Here is a 21,507-nt window from a genome sequence, read left to right on the forward strand (position 1 = left end):
CCCATCATCAGAGACCGGTCCTGAAGCCCCGGGCGGCAGGGGGCACGCACGCGTTCGGCTTATTGCTGCAGAAGGGGCATCGAACTTCATAGAAAACGCTCCAGCAACTTGCGCGACCCCCGGTCCAGCGCCCTCACATCGGGAATGCGGAACTGCACGCCGTGCGCGCTCGCGATCAGCAACGCACCGCCTTCGAGCCGGCGGATGTCTTCTTCGGCCTTGAGCACGAAACTGGTTTCGCCGCGGTCGGTGCTCACCTGCCAGGTGCTGGGCACGCCGAAGCTCGACACCTTGTGCAGCTTCCGCAAGGTGGGCGCGAAGTCGCGCGCGGCCAAGTCCTGCGCGAGCAAGGCACGTACTTCTTCGGGCAAGTCATCGACGCGGTCGATCCACAGCAGCTCGCGGCCGTCGCCGCCGACCAGCGACAGACCATCGCCCGGCGCGCTGAGCGGGAAGGCGCGCACCGGCACCACGCCGGCATGGCGGACGCCCTCGGCGTCGACCACCACCAATCGGCCGAAGCCGTCACGTTCCAATTGGCAATCGTTCATGCCTCACCCGCCGGATGCGCCGCATGGCCGCCAAGCACCAGCGCGACCGAGGCGCGCTCGGCCGCGAAGCCTGGGCTTTCGTCGTCGGCTTGGCGCAGCTGCGCCTGGTAGAGCCGCCAGTAGGCGCCCTGCTTTTCCATCAGCGCGTCGTGCGGGCCGACCTCGACGATCTCGCCGCGGTCCATCACGACCAGCCGGTCGGCCTTGCGCAGCGTGGAAAGCCGGTGCGCGATGGCGATGGTGGTGCGGCCCTGCACCAGGTTGTCGAGCGCCTTCTGGATTTCCTTCTCGGTTTCGGTGTCGACCGCCGAGGTGGCCTCGTCGAGGATCAGGATGCGCGGGTCGATCAGCAAGGCGCGCGCAATGCTGATGCGCTGCCGCTCGCCGCCCGACAAACCCTGCCCGCGCTCGCCGACCAGCGAGTCGTAGCCGTGCGCGAGCCGCAGGATGAAGTCGTGCGCATGGGCGGCGCGCGCGGCGGCCACGATCTCCTCGCGCGTGGCTTCGGGCTTGCCGTAGGCGATGTTCTGGGCGATGGTGCCGAAGAACAGGAAGGGCTCCTGCAGCACCAGCCCGACGTGGCGCCGGTAGTCGGCCACCGCGAAGCGGCGGATGTCGGTGCCGTCGACCAGGATGGCGCCGTCGGTCACGTCGTAGAAGCGGCAGATCAGGTTGACCAGCGTGCTCTTGCCCGAGCCGCTGTGGCCGACGAGGCCGATCATCTCGCCCGGCTCGATCACGAGGTCGAGGTCGCGGATCACGGCCCGGCTGCCGTAGCGGAAGCCGACGTCGGCCATCTCGATGCGCCCCTGCACGCGCTCGACCTTCACCGGGTTCGCCGGCTCCGGCACGTTGCTCACATGGTCGAGGATGTCGAAGATGCGCTTGGCGCCGGCCGCCGCCTTCTGCGTGACCGAGACGATGCGGCTCATCGAATCGAGCCGCGTGTAGAAGCGCCCGATGTAGGCGATGAAGGCGGTGAGCACGCCGACCGTGATGCGGCCGCGTGCCACCTGCCAGATGCCGAAGCCCCAGACCACCAGCAGGCCGATTTCGGTGAGCAGCGACACGCTGGGCGTGAACAGCGACCAGGTCTTGTTGAGCTTGTCGTTGACCTGCAGGTTGTAGGCATTGGCGGCGTGGAAGCGGCTGGCCTCGCGCTTTTCCTGCGCGAAGGCCTTGACCACGCGGATGCCGGGGATGGTGTCGGCCAGCACGTTGGTCACCTCGCTCCAGACGCGGTCGATCTTCTCGAAGCCGGTGCGCAGCCGGTCGCGCACCACGTGGATCATCCAGGCGATGAAAGGCAGCGGCACCAGCGTGACCACGGCCAAGAGCGGATTGATCGAGACCAGGATCACGGCGGTCATGGCGATCATCAGCACGTCGGTCAGGAAGTCCAGCGCATGCAACGAGAGGAAAACGTTGATGCGATCGGTCTCCGAGCCGATGCGCGCCATCAGGTCGCCGGTGCGCTTGCCGCCGAAGTAATCGAGCGGCAAGGTGAGCAAGTGTTCGTAAGTGGTGGTGCGCAGGTCGGCGCCGATGCGCTCCGAAACCAGCGCCAGCAGGTAGGTGCGGGCCCAGCCCAGCGCCCAGCCGGCCAGCGCCGCGGCCAGCAGCGCGCCAAGGAACATCGCGACCTTGCCGAAGGCGATCTGCTGCCCGTTCTGGAACGGGATCAGGATGTCGTCCATCAGCGGAATGGTCAGGTACGGCGGCACCAGCGTGGCGGCGGTCGAGGCCAGGGTGAGCAGGAAGCCGGCGATCAGCTGCTTGCGGTAGGGCCTGGCGAAGCGGCCCAGCCGCAGCAGGACCCAGGTCGAGGGCGGGGTCTGGAGCTCGGGCTCGGCGAGCGCCGCCTCGTCCGCCTCGGCGGCCACCGCTGTCGCCTGCGCGACTCCGGCCGCCTGCTGGCCGAACAGCTTCTGCAGCCGCAGCGCGGCCGCCTGGTGGCGCAGGGTGTAGCGCCAGCGCGCCAGCCGCCCGCGGGCGTCCAGCAGGTCGAGGGTGCCGATGCCGGCATGGTCGGCCAGTTGCAGGTCCAGCCCCGGCGCGCCGAGCGGCCATTCGGCCCAGGCGCCTTCGGAATTGCGCGCCAGCAGGCGCCGATCGGTCAGCGCCAGCAGGCCGGAAGCAAACCGAAGTTCGCCATCGAGGTCAACCGGCACGGTCGCCAGAACGTTTTCCGCGGCTCTGAGCCGGCTTTTCAGAGCCTCTGAAGCCTCCTCTTCTTCGCCCCCCGGGGTGCCGACTGGATCGTGATGTTGCATTGTGTTTCTGTGTCTCTGGCCCGCGAAGGGGCCCTTCATGGCGCCTGCCGGGCGCCGATTCTGACCGATGACCATGGGTGCGCTTGAAGTCAGCCCCGTGCTCGGCCAAAGCACAACGAACGTTCTCATGACCCGTTTCGACGACATCCGCCTGCTGCGCGTCAACTATTTGCGCGGTCCCAACCTCTGGACCTACCGGCCCGTGCTGGAAGTCTGGCTCGACCTCGGCGCGCTCGAGGACTACCCTTCCAACAAGATCGACGGCTTCACCGACCGCCTGACCACGCTGCTGCCGGCCCTGATCGAGCACCACTGCGGCGTCGGCGAGCGCGGCGGCTTCATCCAGCGCCTGACCGAGGGCACCTGGTCGGGCCACGTGCTGGAGCACGTCGTGATCGAGCTGCTCAACCTGGCCGGCATGCCGACCGGTTTCGGCCAGACGCGCAGCACCTCCAAGTACGGCGTCTACCGCATGGTGTTTCGCGCCCGCGACGAGCAGGTCGCCCGCGTCGCCCTGGCCGAGGGCCACCGACTCCTGATGGCCGCCATCAACAACGACCCCTTCGACGCCGCTGGCGTGCAGCGCGCGGTCGATGCGGTCAAGGCCAAGGTCGAGGACTGCTACCTCGGCCCGAGCACTGCGTGCATCGTCGGCGCCGCCACCGACCGCGGCATTCCGCACATGCGGCTCAACAGCGGCAACCTGGTGCAGCTCGGCTACGGCGCCAACCAGCAGCGCATCTGGACCGCCGAGACCGACTACACCAGCGCGATCGGCGAATCGATCGCCAGCGACAAGGAGCTCACCAAGTCGCTCCTGGCCGGCTGCGGCGTGCCGGTGCCCGAAGGCCAGGTGGTGGCCAACGCGCAGGAAGCCTGGGAAGCCGCCGAAGACATCGGCCTGCCGGTGGTGGTCAAGCCCTCGGACGCCAACCACGGCCGCGGCGTCTCGCTGGAGTTGAATACCCGCGAGGAAGTGGAAGCCGCCTTCGCCGTCGCCGAGCCCGAGGGCAGCGATGTGATGGTCGAGCGCTTCATCCGCGGCCACGAGCACCGCCTGCTGGTGGTCGGCGGCCAGGTGGTCGCTGCCGCGCGCGGCGAGATCATCACGGTGACCGGCGACGGCACGTCGACCGTGGCCCAGCTGATCGAGAGCCAGCTCAACAGCGATCCGCGGCGCGGCGCCGAAGAAGAATTCCCGCTCGACGTGATCGACATCGCGACCGACGCCAAGCTGCAGCTCGAACTCAAGCGCCAGGAGCTGGACGCGGCCGCCGTGCCCGCCGCTAGCCGAGTCGTCACGATCCAGCGCAACGGCAACATGGCCATCGACTGCACCGATCATGTGCATCCCGAAGTCGCGCATGCGGCCGTGCTGGCGGCCCGCGTGGTCGGCCTCGACATCGCCGGCGTCGACCTGGTGGCCCAGGACATCGGCCGCCCCCTGGCGCAGCAAGGCGGCGCCATCGTCGAAGTCAACGCCGGCCCAGGCTTGCTGATGCACCTGAAGCCGGCCGTCGGCTCGCCGCGGCCGGTGGGCCGCGCGATCTGCGACCACCTCTTTCCCGACGACGCGCCGGGCCGCATCCCCGTGGTCGGCGTGGCCGGCTCGCGCGGCACCGCGGTGCTCTCGCGCCTGGTCGCCTGGCTCGTCGGGCTGGGCGGGCGCCACACCGGCCTGGCCTGCCGCGACGGCCTGTTCCTCGAACGCCGCCGCGTCGATGCGCGCGACAGCGCCACCTGGGAAGCCGGCCGCCGCCTGCTGGTGAACCGCGCCGTGCAGGCAGTCGTGATCGAGAACGGCGCCCAGACCATCCTGCGCGACGGCCTGGCCTACGACCGCTGCGAGGTCGGCATCGTGACCGATCTCGATGGCGCCGAAGACCTGGCGGAGTTCGACATCACCGAGAGCGACCAGATGGTCAGGGTGCTGCGCACCCAGGTCGATGTGGTGCTGCCCGAAGGCACTGCGGTGCTGAATGCGGCGGACATGCGCGTCGCCGGCCTCGCGCCGCTGTGCGATGGCGATGTGATCCTCTATTCGGTCGACCCGCAAGCCGAGGCGCTGGCCAAGCACCAGAGCGCCGGCGGCGAGGCCGTGCTGGTGCGGCAGGACCGCGTGGTGCTGGCCAACGGCAGCAGCGAGTCCTTCCTGCCCGGCCTCGGCCGGCTGACCATCTGGCGCGCCACGCATGCGGGCGTCGGCCTCGAGAGCCTGCTGGCCGCGGTTGCCGCGGCCTGGGCCCTGGGCATTCCGCTGAGCCTGATCGGCGCCGGCGTCGAAGCCTTCGAAGCCGATCTGCAGGCGGCGCTCGCCTCGCTGCAGCTGTCCCAAACCCTGCTTTCGCCCGAACCCCAACTGGCCTGACCGGCGCAACCCTCAGGTTCGCCGGCACCCTACTGCATCACCGCCATGGAAGTCACCCGCATCCGCGCCCTGCGCGGGCCCAATCTCTGGAGCCGCCACACCTGCATCGAGGCAATCGTCACCTGCACGGGCGACGAGAACGCGATCAGGCGGCTGCCCGGCTTCGAAGCCCGGCTGCGCGCGCTGTTCCCGAACATCGGCGAACTGCACCCGATCGTGCTCGGCCAGCCGCTCGCGCTGGCGCATGTGCTCGAGAACGCGGCCGTGGCGCTGCAGGCGCAGGCCGGCTGCGCGGTGAACTTCGGCCACACCGCGCGCACGGTCGATGAAGGCGTCTACCAGGTCACCTTCCAGTACAGCGAAGAACCGGTCGGCCGGCGCGCGCTCGAACTGGCCGAGCAGCTGATCGCGGCCGCACAGGCCGGCACCGAATTCGATGCGCACGCCGCCATCACCGAACTGCGCGACCTCGACGAATCCGAACGCCTGGGCCCGAGCACCGGCTCGATCGTCGACGCCGCCGTGGCGCGCGGCATCCCTTACCGCCGTCTCACCAGCGGCAGCCTGGTGCAGTTCGGCTGGGGTTCGAAGCAGCGCCGCATCCAGGCCGCCGAGGTCGACAGCACCAGCGGCGTGGCCGAATCGATCGCGCAGGACAAGGAGCTCACCAAGCAGCTGCTCAACGCCGCCGGCGTGCCGGTGCCGCTGGGCCGTCCGGTCAGCGATGCCGACGACGGCTGGGCCGCGGCCCACGAGATCGGCCTGCCGGTGGTCGTGAAGCCGCAGGACGGCAACCAGGGCAAGGGCGTCACGGTCAACATCACGACGCGCGAGCAGCTGCTCGCCGCCTACGACTCGGCTGCAGCCTACGGCGAAGTGATGGTCGAGAAATTCCTGCCGGGCTTCGACTTCCGCCTGCTGGTGGTGGGCGACAAGCTGGTGGCGGCGGCGCGGCGCGATCCGCCCCAGGTGATCGGCGACGGCAGACAGACCGTGCGCCAGCTGGTTGACCTGGTGAACCAGGACCCGCGCCGGGGCGTTGGCCACGCGACCTCGCTCACCAAGATCCGGCTCGACGACATCGCCATCGGCCGCCTCGAATCGCAGGGCCTCGCGCCCGACAGCGTGCCCGCGCTCGGCCAGCGCGTGGTGCTGCGCAACAACGCCAACCTCTCGACCGGCGGCACCGCCACCGACGTGACCGACACCGTGCATCCCGAAGTCGCGGCGCGCGCGGTCGACGCGGCCCAGATGGTCGGCCTGCACATCTGTGGCGTCGACATGGTCTGCGAGAACGTGCTGCGCCCGCTCGAGGAGCAGCACGGCGGCGTGGTCGAGGTCAATGCCGCGCCGGGCCTGCGCATGCACATCTCGCCCTCCTTCGGCCGCGGCCGCGCGGTCGGCGAGGCAGTGATGGACACGCTGTTCGCGCACGGCGACGACGGCCGCATCCCGGTGGTGGCCGTGACCGGCACCAATGGCAAGACCACCACCGCGCGCCTGATCAACCACCTGCTCGCCTCCAGCGGCCTGCGCACCGGCATGACCAACACCGACGGCGTCTACGTCGACGGCCGCCAGACCGACAGCGGCGACTGCAGCGGCCCCAAGAGCGCGCGCAATGTGCTGCTGCACCCGGACGTCGACGCGGCCGTGTTCGAAGTGGCGCGCGGCGGCGTGCTGCGCGAGGGCCTGGGCTTCGACCGCTGCCAGGTGGCGGTGGTCACCAACATCGGCAGCGGCGACCATCTGGGCCTCAACTACATCACCACGGTCGAAGACCTCGCGGTGCTCAAGCGCGTGATCGTGCGCAACGTGGCGCCCGGCGGCTATGCAGTGCTCAACGCGGCCGACCCCAACGTGGCCGCGATGGCCGCCACCTGCCCCGGAAGCGTGATCTTCTTCACCGCCGACCGCCAGCATCCGGTGATGGCCACGCACCGCGCGCAAGGCAAGCGCACCGTCTACGTCGACCAGGACACGCTGGTCGCCGCCGAGGGCTCGTGGCGCGAGCGCATTGCGCTGCGCGACGTGCAGATCACGCGCAACGGCACCATCGGCTTCCAGGTCGACAACGTGATGGCCTCGGTCGCGGCCGCCTGGGCCGTGGGCCTGGACTGGGACACCATCCGCAGCGGTCTCGCGAGCTTCAACAACGATGCCGCGGGCGTGCCGGGCCGCTTCAACGTGATGGACTACCGCGGCGCCACCGTGATCGCCGACTATGGCCACAACACCGACGCCATGCGCGCGCTGGTGGCCGCGGTCGACACCATGCCGGCGAAGAAGCGCTCGGTAGTGATCAGCGGCGCCGGCGACCGCCGCGACTGCGACATCCGCGACCAGACCGCGATCCTCGGCCAGGCCTTCGACGACGTGATCCTCTACCAGGACGCGGCCCAGCGCGGCCGCGCCGACGGCGAAGTCATGGCGCTGCTGCGGCAGGGGCTCGAAGGCGCGCAGCGCACCCGCACCATCGACGAGATCCGCGGCGAATTCATCGCCATCGACACCGCACTCGATCGGCTCCAGCCGGGCGACCTCTCGCTGATCCTGGTCGACCAGGTTGAGGAAGCGCTCGCTCACCTGGCGAAGCGCATCGCCGCTGGCTGAAAGCGCGGCGCCGCAGCCGCCGTGACAGACCTGTCCCACACGAAGCTGCGGCGCCTGCGCCAGATCGCGGCCACGCTGTCCCACAGCCTGCGGTGCTGAGCGCCAACACACTGCCTGACCGGCAGCGCGAACTGCGCTGCCCGAAAGGAGTGATTCATGAAAACAGTCATTCGTTCGAGCCTTGCCATCCTGCTCGCCGCGGGCGGCCTGATCGGCGCCTCGTCGGCCATGGCCCAGGCAGCCGGCTCCGATGCCACCCTGATGCGCGAGCGCGCTGTCTGCGACGGCGTTCTGCAGGATCGCACCGCCTGTCTTCGAGAAGCCGGAGCGGCACGCTACGAGGCGCGGCGAGGCGGATTGACCAGCGCCGCGCCCATCAACTACGAACAGAACGCATTGGCACGCTGCAGCCTGCAGCCGCCGGCCGACCGGGCCGACTGCGAGGCGCGCGTGCTCGGCACCGGCAGGACCACCATGGAAGGCAGCGTGCTGGGTGGCGGCGTGATCCGCGAAACCGTGACGCCGATCGTGGCGCCGATGCCGATGACCGCGCCGCCGCCAGCGCCGATGACCCGGCCGGAGCCGATGACCGCGCCGGCGCCGATGACAGCGCCGGCACCGATGGCGCCACTCCCGCTTCGTTGAGACGAAGACCAAAGCCCTACATTGTCACGCGGCTGTCATAAAAGGCCCCGGGGGTGCTGGCTATAGTCGTGGGCCCGTCAACTCCGAAGCCCACCCCCATGAACGCCATCAAGGTCGCACGCCGATTCATCGAAACGGACCCGGCCAACGAGTCGGCCCAGATTCTGGCCCGGCTCGTCCTGGCTCTCGAATCGGAGCGCAGCTTCGAGCTGGTCACGCTCTACGACCTCGACTACAAGAGCTTCCAGCTGGCCATGGACATCCTGAAGGAATGGCGGCTCGACCGCTACTACGCCAGCAAGTCCAAGCTGTTCGACCTGTCGCTGCAGATCAGCGAGCTGCCGGGTTGACGCCCCCGCAGTGACCGAGTTCGAACTCAAGTTCCAGGTCGACGCCCAGCATCGGGCTGCCGTGGAAGCGGCCGTGGCGCGCGGCCGCTCTCGCCGCACCCAACTCCAAGCCCGCTATTTCGACACTGCCGACGGTGCGCTAGCCGCGCAGCGTCTCGTGCTGCGCGTGCGCAAGGAAGGCAAGAACTGGGTACAGACCGCCAAGGCCCCGGCAGATGGGCCCCTGCAGCGCCACGAGGACAACGTCGAATTGAGCACCGAGCGCGCGAGCGAGGTGCCCCTTCCGCGCATCGAGCGCCATGAAGGCACGCCCGTCGGCGAGCTGATCGCGAAGGCCTTGCGAGCGGCCGGGCATGAACCGGCCGATGCCGTGCTGGTGCCGCTCTACCTCACCGACATCCGCCGCACCACGCGCGAAATGCGCACCGGCGATGCGCTGGTCGAGCTCGCTTTCGACCGCGGCGAAGTGCGCGCCGGCGAGCATTCGCACGCGGTGTGCGAACTCGAGATCGAGCTGAAGAGCGGCAGCCCGCGGTCGATGCTGGAGCTCGCACGGCGCTGGCGCATGCGCTACGGCCTGTGGCTCGACACCGTCTCCAAATCGGCGCGCGGAGAGCGGCTGGCCAAGGGCATCGAATACGGCGAGCCGGTCAAGGCCGAAGCGCCGAAGCTGGGCGACGATCCGAGCGGTGTGCAGGTTTTTCGCGCGGTGCTGAACAGCTGCCTGGCGCAAATCCTGCCCAATGCCAGCGAGGTCGCGGCCGGCAGCACCGATCCCGAGCACGTGCATCAACTGCGCGTCGCCATCCGTCGCCTGCGGACCGCTTTGCGCGAGATGGCCGAGCTCGCGCCTTCGATCGACCCGGCATGGGAGCCCGCGCTGGTGGACGCATTCCGCGCCCTGGGCCGCCAGCGCGATCGCGAGCACCTGCAGCAGACCGTGCAGCCGCAGATCGAAGCCGTCGGCGGGCCGTCGGTGGATTGGCACGAGGGCGCGTCGGAGGGTTCATCGCCGGCTCCGGCCGAGGTGGTGCGTTCGGCGGCCTTCCAGCTCGTGCTGATGAGCCTGATCGAGGCCTCGCTGCCCGAAGAAGAGCCCTCCGGCGAGCAGCTGGAACCAGGCGTTCCGGCCCGCAAGCCGCTGCGCGCTCGTCTGTCCAAGCTGCACCGGCAAGTGGTTCGCGACGGCCGGCGCTTCGATGCGCTGGAGGTCGAGGAACAACATCGCGTGCGCAAGCGCCTCAAGCGGCTGCGCTACCTGGGCGAGTTCGTCGCCCCCTTGTTCGACCAGGGCGCAAAGCGCTACCTGAAGGAACTGCGCCCGGCGCAGGACGCGCTCGGCACGCACAACGATGCCGCCATGGCCATCGCCGCCTACCGCGACGCGGCCAACCGTGACGGACGGGCATGGTTCGCGGTCGGCTGGCTTTCCGCGCGCCAGCCCGCAAGCGCGCTGGAATGCCGCGACGCGCTCGGCAAGATCGCGGACGTGCACCCGTTCTGGAAGAAGCGCTCGAAGCGCTGAGCCGCGCCCTCAGCGGCCCCAGCGCAGCACGAGCGGATCGAGGCGCCGCGCCGTTTCGATCAGGCCGGCGCGCGTGTCGGGGTGCATCGCCGGCAAGGGATGGCGCGGGGCCTCGCAGTTGATCACCCCGCCCTCCTTCATCAGCGCCTTGCAGGCGAGCAGGCCGGCCTGCCGGTTCTCGTAGTTGATCAGCGGCAGCCATTGCTGGTAGCGCGCGAAGGCCGCCTCGCGGCGGCCGGCCAGGTGGTCCATGATGATCGGCCGCAAGCCGTCGGCGTAGGCGCCGCCCGTCATCGAGCCGGTGGCGCCGGCGTCGAGATCGGGCATCAAGGTGATCGCTTCCTCGCCATCCCACGGACCTTCGATTGCGTCGCCGCCCAGGCGGATGAGTTCGCGCAGCTTCGATGCGGCGCCCGCGGTCTCGATCTTGAAGTAGGCGACGTGCTCGATCTCCGTCGCCATGCAGGCGAGAAAGGGCGCCGACAGCACGGTGCCGCTGGCCGGCGCGTCCTGGACCATGATCGGGATGTCCACCGCGTCGGACAGCCGCGCATAGAAGTCGTAGATCTGCGACTCGGGCACGCGAAAGGTGGCGCCGTGGTAGGGCGGCATCACCATCAGCATCGCGGCGCCCATGTCCTGCGCACGACGGCTGCGCTCGGCGCAGACCTTGGTACTGAAATGGGTGGTGGTCACGATCACCGGCACGCGCCCGGCCACGTGTTCGAGGATGGTGCGGGTCAGGAGCTCGCGCTCGTCGTCCGCGAGCACGAACTGCTCGGAAAAATTCGCCAGGATGCAGATGCCGTCCGAGCCCGACTCGATCATGAAATCGATGCAGCGCTTCTGGCTCGCGAGGTCCAGCTCGCCCGATTCGGTGAAGGTGGTGGGCGCTACCGGGAAGATGCCCTGGTAGCGGCGTTGCTTGGAAGAGGTCATGCGGGCTCCAGGTTTCAATGGATCAATGCGAATGGCGCGGCACCGCGGCGCCGCGGCAGCCGACGAGGAAGTCGAAGTCGCAGCCCTCGTCCGCCTGCAGCACGTGCTCGACGTAAAGGCGCCGGTAGCCGCCGCCCTTCTCGGGCGCTTCCTGCACGGCGACGGCACGCAGGCGCTCGGCCAGCTCGGCATCGCTGATGTCCAGGTGCAGGCGGCCCTGCTCGCAGTCGAGCTCGATCCAGTCGCCGTCGCGCACGGCTGCCAGCGGGCCGCCGTCGGCGGCTTCCGGCGCCACGTGCAGCACCACGGTGCCGTAGGCGGTGCCGCTCATGCGCGCGTCGGAAATGCGCACCATGTCCTTGATGCCCTGGCGCAGCAACTTGGGCGGCAGGCCCATGTTGCCGACCTCGGCCATGCCGGGATAGCCCTTGGGGCCGCAGTTTTTCATCACCAGCACGGAGCTCGCGTCCACCTCCAGCGCCTCGTCGACGATGCGTTCCTTGTAGTGCTCCAGGTTCTCGAACACCACGGCGCGGCCGCGGTGCTTGAGCAGTTCCGGCGAGGCGGCCGAAGGCTTCAGCACCGCGCCGCGCGGCGACAGGTTGCCGCGCAGGATGCAGATGCCGCCGTCTTCGACCAGCGGCCGATCGAGCGGGCGGATCACCTCGTCGTCGTAGCCGGGCGCATCGCGCACGTTCTCCCACAGCGACTTGCCGTTGACCGTGAGCGCATCGGGATGCGGCAGCAGGCCGTTCTCGCCGAGCCGGCGCAGCACGGCCGGCAGGCCGCCCGCGTAGTAGAACTCCTCCATCAGGAAACGGCCCGAGGGCATCAGGTCGACCAGCGTCGGCGTGCCGCGGCCGATGCGCGTCCAGTCCTCGAGTTCGAGCGGCACGCCCATCCGCCCTGCGATGGCTTTCAGATGGATCACGGCATTGGTCGAGCCGCCGATCGCCGCGTTGGTGCGGATCGCGTTCTCGAAGGCCTCGCGCGTGAGGATCTTCGACAGCGTCAGGCCTTCGCGTGCCATCTCGACCGCCCGCATGCCCGACATCTGCGCCAGCACATAGCGGCGCGCGTCGACCGCGGGGATGGCGGCGTTGTGCGGCAGCGAAGTGCCGAGCGCTTCGGCCATACAGGCCATCGTGGACGCCGTGCCCATGGTGTTGCAGGTGCCGGCGGAGCGCGACATGCCGGCCTCGGCCGACAGGAACTGGTGCACGTCGATCTCGCCGGCCTTCATCGCCTCGTGCAGCCGCCATACGGCCGTGCCGGATCCGATGTCGCGGCCTTCCAGCTTGCCGTTGAGCATCGGCCCGCCCGTGACCACGATCGCCGGGATGTCGCAGCTCGCCGCGCCCATCAGCAGCGCGGGCGTGGTCTTGTCGCAGCCGGTGAGCAGCACCACCGCATCGATCGGGTTGCCGCGGATCGCCTCCTCCACGTCCATGCTCGCGAGGTTGCGCGTGAGCATCGCGGTCGGGCGCAGGTTCGACTCGCCGTTGGAGAACACCGGGAACTCGACCGGAAATCCGCCCGCTTCCGACACGCCGCGTTTCACGTGCTCGGCGATCTTGCGGAAGTGCGCGTTGCAGGGCGTCAGCTCCGACCAGGTGTTGCAGATGCCGATGATCGGCCGGCCGTCGAACTCGTGGTCCGGGATGCCCTGGTTCTTCATCCAGCTTCGGTACATGAAGCCGTTCTTGTCGGCCGAACCGAACCATTCGGTCGAGCGCAGTTTCTTGGGGATCTGGGGCATGCGGGGGCTTTCGGGACTAGGGCCTGCGCGCGGCGAACAGGCGTTGCAGGAGACAGAAGACGAACAGGAGCGCGCCGACCACGATGCGCGTCCACCAGGAGCTCAGCGTGCCGTCGAAGGAGATGAGGGTCTGGATGATGCCCAGCATCAGCACGCCGAACATCGTGCCGACGACGTAGCCGACGCCGCCGGTCAGCAGCGTGCCGCCGATCACCACCGCCGCGATGGCATCCAGCTCGAGCCCGACCGCGTGCAGACCGTAGCCCGACAGCATGTAGAAGGTGAACACCACGCCGGCCAGCGCCGAGCAGAAGCCCGACAGCGTATAGACGCCGATCACCGTGGAGCGCACCGGCAGCCCCATCAGCAGGGCCGACTGCTCGTTGCCGCCGATCGCGTAGACCGTCCGGCCGAAGGGCGTGTAGTGCGCGACGAAGACCGCGAGCGCGACCACCGCCAGCGCGATCAGGGCGCTTGCCGAGATCGAGGCCTCGCCCCAGACCGGCATGCGCCACTGCGACACCTCGGAGTAGAACGCGTTGGTGATGCTGATCGAGTCGATGCTGATCAGGTAGCAGAGGCCGCGTGCGAGGAACATGCCGGCCAGCGTCACGATGAAAGGCTGGAGCCGGAAGCGCTCGATCAGCAGGCCCATGCCGGCACCGAACAGCGTGCCCATGACGAGCGCCAGCGGGATCACGACGCCCGGGCTCCATCCATGCTTCTCGACCAGCGAGGCCGAGACCATGGTGGTCAGCGCGATCACCGATCCCACCGACAGGTCGATGCCGCCCGACAGGATCACGAAGGTCATGCCGACGGCGACGATGCACAGGAAGGCGTTGTCGATCAGCAGGTTCAGGAACACCTGCGGCGAGAAGAAGCCGTCGTAGAACACCGAGCCCAGCGTCGCCATCAGCATGAAGAGCGAGATGGTCGCGGCCAGCGGCAGGTACTTGGGGTTCAGGCGCGTGCGCGGGGGCCTGGGCACCGCCGCAGGCGCAGCGGCTTCGGGCGGGCGCGAGACGACGGCGCTCATCGCGCAACCTCGCCGCTCGGCGCGCGCCGCACCAGTTGCCGCATGCTGGCGCGGAATTCCGCCGACTGCAGCAGCATGACCGCGAACACCACCACCGCCTTCACCACCAGGTTGATCTCCGGCGGCACGCCCAGCGAATAGATGGCATAGGTCAGGGTCTGGATGATCAGCGCGCCGATCACGCTGCCGACCAGGCTGAAGCGCCCGCCGGTGAGCGCGGTGCCGCCGAGCGTGACCGCCAGGATCGCGTCGAGCTCCAGCAGCTGGCCCGCGTTGTTGCCATCGGCGCTCTTGACGTTGGAGCTGATAAGGAGCCCCGCGACACCCGCGCAGAAGCCGCAGAACATGTAGGCGCAGACGATGATGCGGCGGGCGCGCACGCCGGCCACGCGCGCCGCGCTCGGGTTGATGCCCACCGCCTGGATGAAGAGGCCCAGCGCGCTGCGCGTGATGCCGAAATAGACCACCGCCAGCACCAGCGCCGCGATGTACACCGAGAAGGGCAGCCCGAACAGGTAGCCGCTGCCGATGAAGAAGAAGGGGGCGTAGTAGATCGTGATGATCTGGCCACCCGTGATCAGCTGCGCGATGCCGCGCCCCGCCACCATGAGGATCAGCGTCGCGATGATCGGCTGCATGCCGACGCGCGCCACCAGGAGGCCGTTCCACAGCCCGCACGCCGCGGCCGCGCCGAGCGCCACGAGAATGGCCAGCCACATCGGGAAGCGGCTGACCTCCGCGGCGGCGCCGTTCGCGACCACCAGCGATCCGCCGATCAGCCAGGCCGCCAGCGCCGCTGCGATCGCCACGACCGCGCCGACCGAGATGTCGATGCCGCGCGTCGCGATCACCAGCGTCATGCCGAGCGACACCAGCACCAGCGGCGCCGCGCGGTTGAGGATGTCGATCAGGCTGCCGTAGAGATGGCCGTCGCGCCATTCCAGGTGCAGGAAGCTCGGATTGAAGGCCGCGTTGACGGCCAGCAGCAGAAGCAGCGTGACCACCGGCCATGCGAGGCGGTGACTGAACACCCGCCTCAAGGATTCGGGAAACGATGCGCTCATGATTCCGCCGCGATCAGTTCGTAGACCGCGTCCTCGCTGCTGCCCGCGGGCAGCTCGCCCACCTTGCGCCGCTCGCGCAGCACCGCGATGCGGTGCGACACGCGCACCACCTCGTTCATCTCGGAAGAGATGAACAGCACCGCCATCCCCTCGCGCGCGAGCCGCAGGATCTCGTCCATGATTTCCTGCTTGGCCGCGACGTCGATGCCGCGCGTCGGCTCGTCGAGGATCAAGAGGCGCGGCCGGGTCGCCAGCCAGCGCGCGAGCACCGCCTTCTGCTGGTTGCCGCCCGACAGCAGGCCGATCGGCGTGTCGATGCTCGCGGTCTTGATGCCCAGCGCCTGGACGAAGCGCTCCGCCAGCGCCGTCTGCTCGGCGCGCGAGAGCGTGCGGCGCAGCCCCATCCGCGCCTGCAGCGCCAGCGCGATGTTCTCGCGCAGCGAGAGCTCGGCCACGATGCCGTCGGTCTTGCGCTCCTCGGGGCACAGCGCGAGCCCGTGCTTCACCGCATCGGCCGGGCTCGTCAGGTCGACGGCGACGCCATCCACGCGCAGGCGGCCGCAATCCGGCTTCGCCAGGCCGAACAGCAGCCGCGCCAGCTCGGTACGGCCGGCGCCCAGCAGGCCGGCCAGCCCCACCACCTCGCCCGCGCGCACGCTGAGGTCGATCGGCTGCAGCTGCCCGCGCTGGCCCAGGCCCTCGGCCTGCAGCACCGCGGGCGCGAACTCCTCGAGGGCGGGCAGCTCTGCATGGCCCGCGGCCTGCGCCGCGAACTCGCGCCCCACCATGGCGGAAATGAGCGCCTGCGGACCGAGCTCGCTCGCGCGCCACTCGCCCACCCAGCTGCCGTTGCGCAGCACGGTGATGCGGTCCGACACCGCATAGACCTGGTTCAGGAAATGCGTGATGAACAGGATGGCCAGGCCCTCGCTGCGCAGCCGTCGCAGCACCGCGAACAGGCTCTTCACTTCCTCGTCGTCGAGGCTCGAGGTCGGCTCGTCGAGGATCAGCACGCGGGACGAGAGGCCGAGGGCGCGCGCGATCGCCACCATCTGCTGCACCGCCACCGAGTAGCTCGACAGCAGCTGCGAGACATCGATGTCCACATCCAGCCGCGCCAGCAGCGCGCGCGCATCGCGGTTCACCTTCGCCCAGTCGATGCGAAAGCCCTGCGCCGCGCCGCAGCGCGGATAGCGCCCCGAGAACATGTTCTCGGCCACCGACAGGTTGGGGCAGAGATTGACTTCCTGGTAGACCGTGCTGATGCCCATGCGCTGTGCCTCGAGCGGCGAGCCCGGCCGGATCGGCTCCCCCGCGAGCCGCATCTCGCCGGCGTCGGCGGCATGCACGCCGGTCAGCACCTTGATGAGCGTCGACTTGCCCGCGCCGTTCTGCCCCATCAGCGCATGGATCTCGCCCGGCCGGAGCCGGAGCGCCACACCGCGCAGCGCCGGCACGCCGTTGAACTGCTTGTCGATGCCGGTGAGCTCGAGCACCGGCATCTCGGACGATGCGGCGGGGTTCATTTGTTCTTGTTGTAGACGTCCACGAACACCGCGGCCAGCAGCACCAGGCCCTTGATCACCTGCTGGTAGTCGATGCCGATGCCGAGGATCGACATGCCGTTGTTCATCACGCCCATGACGAAGGCGCCGATGACCGCACCCATCACCTTGCCGACGCCGCCCGAGGCCGAAGCGCCGCCGATGAAGCAGGCCGCGATCACGTCGAGCTCGAAGCCGAGCCCCGCCTTCGGCGTGGCCGTATTGAGCCGGGCCGCGAACACCAGCCCGGCCAGCGCCGCCAGCACGCCCATGTTGACGAAGGTCAGGAAGGCGAGCCGCTGCGTCTTGATGCCCGACAGCCGCGCCGCCTTCTCGTTGCCGCCCAGCGCGTAGATGCGGCGGCCGACCGTGGTGCGGCTGGTCACGAAGTCGTAGGCCACGATCAGCACCGCCATCACGATCAGCACGTTCGGCAGGCCCTTGTAGGTCGCCAGCAGGTAGCTCAGCAGCAGGATGACCGCGGCGAAGAACAGGTTCTTGACCAGGAAGAAGGCGTAGGGCTCCTGCTCCATGCCGTGCTGCGCCAGCTTGGCGCGGCCGCGCAGCTTGAAGAACACCAGCGCCGCGGCGGCCAGCGCGCCGAGCACGAGCGAGCTCAGGTGCAGGCTGCCGCCGCCCGCCAGGTCGGGCACGAAGCCCGAGCTCAGCTTCTGGAAGGCCTCGGGAAAGGGTCCCACCGACTGCCCCGCGAGTAGCGCCAGCGTCAGCCCCTTGAACACCAGCATGCCGGCCAGCGTGACGATGAAGGACGGAATCCGGAAGAAGGCCACGAACCAGCCCTGCGATGCGCCGATCAGTCCGCCGGCGAGCAGGCAGACGATGAAGGTGGGCACGAAATGCCATTCATATTCCACCATCAGCACCGCGGCCAGCGCGCCGATGAAGCCGCACACCGAGCCGACCGACAGATCGATGTGCCCGGCCACGATCACCAGCAGCATGCCGAGCGCCATGATCACGATGTAGCTGTTCTGCAGCAGCAGGTTGGTGAGGTTCAGCGGCCGCATCAGCGTGCCGTCGGTCAGCACCTGGAACAGCACCATGATCGCGACCAGCGAGATCAGCATGCCGTATTCGCGCAGGTTGTTCTTGAGGAAGCCCGCGTACTCCGCGAGCGGCGCGACGGGCTGCGCCGGCGTGACGGTATCGACTTCAGGCGGCATGGACGCTGCTCCCCGAGGCCACGATGGCCCGCATGATCTTTTCCTGCGAAGCCTCGGCGGCAGGAAACTCGGCGACGAATCGCCCTTCGTTCATCACATAGATGCGGTCGCACATGCCCAGCAGTTCGGGCAGTTCGGAAGAAATCATGAGAATGCCTTTGCCCTGGCTCGCGAGCTGGTCGATGATGGTGTAGATCTCATACTTGGCGCCGACGTCGATGCCGCGCGTGGGCTCGTCGAGGATCAGCAGTTCGGGCTTCGCGAACAGCCACTTGGCGAGCACCACCTTCTGCTGGTTGCCGCCCGAAAGGTTGAGCACCTGCTGGCCGACGCCGGCGCAGCGGATGCCGAGCGCGCGGCGGTACTCGTTCGCCACCTTGAATTCGCGCCCGTCGTCGATCACGCCGCGGTCCGAGACGGCGGCCAGGTTGGCCAGGCTCAGGTTCTTGCGGATGTCTTCTTCCAGCACCAAGCCCGCGCCCTTGCGGTCCTCGGTGACGTAGGCGATGCCGTGGTCGATCGCCCGGCCGATGGTGGAAACGTCCACTTCCTTGCCGTGCATGAAAACCGAGCCGCTGATGCGCTGGCCGTAGGCGCGCCCGAACACGCTCATCGCGAACTCGGTGCGGCCGGCGCCCATGAGCCCGGCGATGCCGACGATCTCGCCGCGCCGCACGTGCAGGTTGACGCCCTTGATCTGCTCGCGCTCGGCATGCAGCGCGTGGTGCACGCGCCAGTCGCGCACCTCGAACACGGTCTCGCCGATGCGCGGCGAGCGCTCGGGATAGCGGTGCGCCATGTCGCGCCCCACCATGCCGCGGATGATCCGGTCCTCGCTGATCGGCGCGGTGCGGCAGTCCATGGTCTCGACCGTGGCGCCGTCGCGCAGCACGGTGATCGAATCGGCCACCTTGGCGATCTCGTTGAGCTTGTGCGAGATGAGGATCGAGGAGATGCCCTGCTTCTTGAGCCCGAGCAAGAGCGCCAGCAGCGCATCGCTGTCGCTCTCGTTCAGGCTCGCCGTCGGCTCGTCGAGGATCAGCAGCTTGACCTCCTTCGAGAGCGCCTTCGCGATCTCGACCAGCTGCTGCTTGCCGACGCCGAGGTCGGTGATCAGGGCAGTCGGCGGCTCCTTCAAGCCGACCTTGGCCAGCAGCTCGCGCGTCTGGGCATAGGCCGCGAACCAGTCGATCACGCCGCCGCGCGCCGTCTCATTGCCGAGAAAGATGTTCTCGGCGATCGACAACAGCGGCACCAGCGCGAGCTCCTGGTGGATGATGATGATGCCGAGCTTCTCGCTGTCGGCAATGTCCCGGAAGCGGCGCAGCTCGCCCTCGAAGCGGATCTCGCCGGTGTAGGAGTCGCAGGGATAGACCCCGCTGAGCACCTTCATCAGCGTCGACTTGCCCGCACCGTTCTCGCCCACCACTGCGTGGATCTCGCCCGCGCGCACCGCGAGGTTGACGTTGTCCAGCGCGTTCACCCCCGGAAAGGTCTTGGTGATGCCGCGCATCTCCAGAATCACATCGTTCACCCTGTCTCCTTCGAACCTCCGCCCCACCATCGCGACTACTTGATCTGGCTTTCCTTGTAGTAGCCGCTGTCGACCAGTGCCTGCTTCCAGTTCGATGCGTCGACGCTGATCGGCTTGAGCAGGTAGGAGGGCACGACCTTGACGCCGTTGTTGTAGGTCTTGGTGTCGTTCACTTCCGGCGTCTTGCCCGCGAGCATCGCGTCCACCATGTTCACCGTCACCTTGGCCAGCTCGCGCGTGTCCTTGAACACGGTCGCCGTCTGCTCCTTGCGCAGGATCGACTTGACCGAGGGCACTTCGGCATCCTGCCCCGTCACCACCGGCATCGGCTGCTGGGCCGAGCCGTAGCCCACGCCCTTGAGCGAGGAGATGATGCCGATCGACAGGCCGTCGTAGGGCGACAGCACCGCATCGACCCGGTCCTTGGTGTAGTAGGCCGACAGCAGGTTGTCCATGCGCGCCTGCGCCACCGCGCCGTCCCAGCGCAGCGTGGAGACCTTGTCCATGCCCAGCTGCTTGCTGCGCACCACCAGCTTGCCGCTGTCGATGTAGGGCTTCAGCACCGACATCGCGCCGTTGTAGAAGAAGAAGGCGTTGTTGTCGTCCGGCGAGCCGCCGAAGAGCTCGATGTTGTACGGGCCCTTGCCTTCCTTCAGCTTGAGCGCCTGCTCGATGTAGCCCGCCTGCAGCACGCCGACCTGGAAGTTGTCGAAGGTCGCGTAGTAGTCGACGTTCTTCGAGCCCTTGATGAGCCGGTCGTAGGCAATCACCTTGACGCCCTTGTCGGCCGCCTTCTGCAACACGTCCGACAAGGTGCTGCCGTCGATCGCGGCGATCACCAGCACCTTGGAGCCCTTGGTCACCATGTTCTCGATCTGCGCGAGCTGGTTCGGGATGTCGTCGTCGGCGTACTGGAGATCGGTCTTGTAGCCCTTCTCCTTGAAGTACTTGACCATGTTGGCGCCGTCGGCGATCCAGCGCGCCGACGACTTGGTCGGCATCGAGATCGCGATCGGGCCCTTGTCCTGCGCCTGGGCCAGCGAAGTGATGCCGATCAGGCCCATGGCGGCGCCGGCGAGCAGGGTCTTGAGAAAAATGCGTTTCATTGGGATATCTCCTTCGTTGTGCGCTCAGTATTTGCGCTTGGGGAATTCGGTCTTGGCTACTTCCATCGGGAAGATCCCCTCCTCGGTCACGATGCGCTTCGGAATCGTCTTGCCGGCCTTGATGTCCTTCACGGCCGTCATCAGTTGCGGACCCAGGAGCGGGCTGCATTCGACCGACACGTTGAGCTTGCCGGCCATCATGGCCTCGAAGGCGCCCTTGACCGCGTCGATCGAGATGATCGTGATGTCCTTGGCCGGCTTCAGGCCCGCTTCCTCGATGGCCTGGATCGCGCCGATCGCCATGTCGTCGTTGTGCGCATAGAGCACGTTGATCTTCTTGCCCTCGGCCTTGAGGAAGGCTTCCATCACTTCCTTGCCCTTGGCGCGCGTGAAGTCGCCGGTCTGCGAGCGGATGATCTTGAACTTCGGGTCGGCCTTGATGATTTCCTCGAAACCCTTCTTGCGGTCGATCGCCGGCGCCGAGCCCACGGTGCCCTGCAGCTCGACGATGTTGACCTCGCCCTTCTGGTCCTTCATCTTCTCGACCAGCCAGCGCCCGGCCTTGCGGCCTTCCTCGACGAAGTCGGAGCCCATGAAGGTGACGTAGAGCGAGTCGTCCTTGGTGTTGACGGAGCGGTCGGTCAGCACCACCGGGATCTTGGCGGCCTTGGCTTCGCGCAGCACCGTCTCCCAGCCCGACTCGACCACCGGCGAGAACGCGATGACGTCGACCTTCTGCGCGATGTAGGAGCGGATCGCCTTGATCTGGTTCTCCTGCTTCTGCTGCCCGTCGGAGAACTTGAGCTCGATGCCGGACTCCTTGGCGGCCGACTTGATCGACTCGGTGTTGGCGGTGCGCCACTCGCTTTCGGCGCCGACCTGGGCGAAGCCGAGAACGATCTTCTTCTGCGCCAGCGCCGTGCCCGGCAGCAGCGAAGCCAGCGACGCGGCTGCGAGAGCAAGGGTGGTGAGCGTGCGACGGTTCAGTTTCATGGTCTGTCTCCTGTGGTTGT

Annotated in this window: 16 protein-coding genes; 5 read left to right on the plus strand and 11 right to left on the minus strand. The window is 68.3% G+C overall.

Annotated features, from left to right (window positions below; all coding sequences use genetic code 11):
- Positions 1–86 precede the first annotated feature (86 nt).
- Positions 87–551, minus strand: coding sequence for a DUF1854 domain-containing protein (locus ACSQ9A_RS22985; RefSeq protein WP_436305305.1), 465 nt, complete (start codon positions 549–551; stop codon positions 87–89).
- On the minus strand, positions 548–2,824 hold the full coding sequence (locus ACSQ9A_RS22990) for an ABC transporter ATP-binding protein (protein ID WP_436305307.1): 2,277 nt from the start codon (positions 2,822–2,824) through the stop codon (positions 548–550). The genes ACSQ9A_RS22985 and ACSQ9A_RS22990 overlap by 4 nt, the downstream gene beginning before the upstream one ends.
- A gap of 127 nt (positions 2,825–2,951) precedes the next feature.
- On the opposite strand from ACSQ9A_RS22990, the gene ACSQ9A_RS22995 reads away from it, so the two are divergent.
- The 5 genes from ACSQ9A_RS22995 (at position 2,952) to ACSQ9A_RS23015 (ending at position 10,325) form a co-directional block, all read left to right on the plus strand.
- Positions 2,952–5,192: a cyanophycin synthetase gene (locus tag ACSQ9A_RS22995; RefSeq protein ID WP_436305309.1), complete on the plus strand. Its 2,241-nt coding sequence runs from the start codon at positions 2,952–2,954 to the stop codon at positions 5,190–5,192.
- Positions 5,193–5,237: 45 nt separating this feature from the next.
- Positions 5,238–7,805: a cyanophycin synthetase gene (gene cphA / locus ACSQ9A_RS23000; RefSeq protein WP_436305311.1), complete on the plus strand. Its 2,568-nt coding sequence runs from the start codon at positions 5,238–5,240 to the stop codon at positions 7,803–7,805.
- A gap of 156 nt (positions 7,806–7,961) precedes the next feature.
- Entirely contained in the window at positions 7,962–8,450 is a 489-nt protein-coding gene (locus ACSQ9A_RS23005) for a hypothetical protein (RefSeq protein WP_436305312.1), read from the plus strand.
- A gap of 98 nt (positions 8,451–8,548) precedes the next feature.
- A complete protein-coding gene (locus ACSQ9A_RS23010; protein ID WP_126837645.1) occupies positions 8,549–8,800 on the plus strand; it encodes a hypothetical protein in 252 nt (83 codons plus the stop codon).
- A 10-nt stretch (positions 8,801–8,810) separates the two neighbouring features.
- Positions 8,811–10,325, plus strand: coding sequence for a CHAD domain-containing protein (locus ACSQ9A_RS23015; RefSeq protein WP_436305313.1), 1,515 nt, complete (start codon positions 8,811–8,813; stop codon positions 10,323–10,325).
- A 9-nt stretch (positions 10,326–10,334) separates the two neighbouring features.
- Here ACSQ9A_RS23015 and ACSQ9A_RS23020 read toward each other — a convergent pair whose 3' ends face one another.
- From ACSQ9A_RS23020 to ACSQ9A_RS23060, 9 genes are read right to left on the minus strand one after another with little or no spacing between them, the layout of a single operon-like run.
- A complete protein-coding gene (locus tag ACSQ9A_RS23020; RefSeq protein WP_436305314.1) occupies positions 10,335–11,264 on the minus strand; it encodes a dihydrodipicolinate synthase family protein in 930 nt (309 codons plus the stop codon).
- A 22-nt stretch (positions 11,265–11,286) separates the two neighbouring features.
- On the minus strand, positions 11,287–13,023 hold the full coding sequence (locus ACSQ9A_RS23025) for an IlvD/Edd family dehydratase (protein ID WP_436305315.1): 1,737 nt from the start codon (positions 13,021–13,023) through the stop codon (positions 11,287–11,289).
- 16 nt (positions 13,024–13,039) lie between these two features.
- Entirely contained in the window at positions 13,040–14,062 is a 1,023-nt protein-coding gene (gene yjfF, locus ACSQ9A_RS23030; RefSeq protein WP_436305316.1) for a galactofuranose ABC transporter, permease protein YjfF, read from the minus strand.
- Entirely contained in the window at positions 14,059–15,126 is a 1,068-nt protein-coding gene (locus ACSQ9A_RS23035) for an ABC transporter permease (RefSeq protein WP_436305317.1), read from the minus strand. Before ACSQ9A_RS23035 ends, yjfF begins: the two co-directional genes overlap by 4 nt.
- On the minus strand, positions 15,123–16,652 hold the full coding sequence (locus ACSQ9A_RS23040) for a sugar ABC transporter ATP-binding protein (protein WP_436305318.1): 1,530 nt from the start codon (positions 16,650–16,652) through the stop codon (positions 15,123–15,125). The genes ACSQ9A_RS23035 and ACSQ9A_RS23040 overlap by 4 nt, the downstream gene beginning before the upstream one ends.
- A complete protein-coding gene (mmsB, locus tag ACSQ9A_RS23045) occupies positions 16,649–17,854 on the minus strand; it encodes a multiple monosaccharide ABC transporter permease (protein WP_436293495.1) in 1,206 nt (401 codons plus the stop codon). The genes ACSQ9A_RS23040 and mmsB overlap by 4 nt, the downstream gene beginning before the upstream one ends.
- Entirely contained in the window at positions 17,844–19,367 is a 1,524-nt protein-coding gene (mmsA, locus tag ACSQ9A_RS23050) for a multiple monosaccharide ABC transporter ATP-binding protein (RefSeq protein WP_436306348.1), read from the minus strand. The genes mmsB and mmsA overlap by 11 nt, the downstream gene beginning before the upstream one ends.
- A gap of 56 nt (positions 19,368–19,423) precedes the next feature.
- Positions 19,424–20,494: a multiple monosaccharide ABC transporter substrate-binding protein gene (gene chvE, locus ACSQ9A_RS23055; RefSeq protein WP_093109687.1), complete on the minus strand. Its 1,071-nt coding sequence runs from the start codon at positions 20,492–20,494 to the stop codon at positions 19,424–19,426.
- Between the two features lie 24 nt (positions 20,495–20,518).
- Complete coding sequence (locus tag ACSQ9A_RS23060; protein ID WP_436293494.1) at positions 20,519–21,487, minus strand: ABC transporter substrate-binding protein; 969 nt, start codon at positions 21,485–21,487, stop codon at positions 20,519–20,521.
- Positions 21,488–21,507: the final 20 nt, after the last annotated feature.

Source organism: Variovorax sp. LjRoot290 (genome assembly GCF_964253985.1).
GTDB lineage: Bacteria > Pseudomonadota > Gammaproteobacteria > Burkholderiales > Burkholderiaceae_C > Variovorax.

Coding starts and splice junctions, on each gene's coding strand:
- ACSQ9A_RS22985 (WP_436305305.1), bottom strand. CDS start 551: ATGAACGATTGCCAATTGGAACGTGACGGCTTCGGCCGATTGGTGGTG.
- ACSQ9A_RS22990 (WP_436305307.1), bottom strand. CDS start 2,824: ATGCAACATCACGATCCAGTCGGCACCCCGGGGGGCGAAGAAGAGGAG.
- ACSQ9A_RS22995 (WP_436305309.1), top strand. CDS start 2,952: ATGACCCGTTTCGACGACATCCGCCTGCTGCGCGTCAACTATTTGCGC.
- cphA (WP_436305311.1), top strand. CDS start 5,238: ATGGAAGTCACCCGCATCCGCGCCCTGCGCGGGCCCAATCTCTGGAGC.
- ACSQ9A_RS23005 (WP_436305312.1), top strand. CDS start 7,962: ATGAAAACAGTCATTCGTTCGAGCCTTGCCATCCTGCTCGCCGCGGGC.
- ACSQ9A_RS23010 (WP_126837645.1), top strand. CDS start 8,549: ATGAACGCCATCAAGGTCGCACGCCGATTCATCGAAACGGACCCGGCC.
- ACSQ9A_RS23020 (WP_436305314.1), bottom strand. CDS start 11,264: ATGACCTCTTCCAAGCAACGCCGCTACCAGGGCATCTTCCCGGTAGCG.
- ACSQ9A_RS23025 (WP_436305315.1), bottom strand. CDS start 13,023: ATGCCCCAGATCCCCAAGAAACTGCGCTCGACCGAATGGTTCGGTTCG.
- yjfF (WP_436305316.1), bottom strand. CDS start 14,062: ATGAGCGCCGTCGTCTCGCGCCCGCCCGAAGCCGCTGCGCCTGCGGCG.
- ACSQ9A_RS23035 (WP_436305317.1), bottom strand. CDS start 15,126: ATGAGCGCATCGTTTCCCGAATCCTTGAGGCGGGTGTTCAGTCACCGC.
- ACSQ9A_RS23040 (WP_436305318.1), bottom strand. CDS start 16,652: ATGAACCCCGCCGCATCGTCCGAGATGCCGGTGCTCGAGCTCACCGGC.
- mmsB (WP_436293495.1), bottom strand. CDS start 17,854: ATGCCGCCTGAAGTCGATACCGTCACGCCGGCGCAGCCCGTCGCGCCG.
- mmsA (WP_436306348.1), bottom strand. CDS start 19,367: ATGCGCGGCATCACCAAGACCTTTCCGGGGGTGAACGCGCTGGACAAC.
- chvE (WP_093109687.1), bottom strand. CDS start 20,494: ATGAAACGCATTTTTCTCAAGACCCTGCTCGCCGGCGCCGCCATGGGC.
- ACSQ9A_RS23060 (WP_436293494.1), bottom strand. CDS start 21,487: ATGAAACTGAACCGTCGCACGCTCACCACCCTTGCTCTCGCAGCCGCG.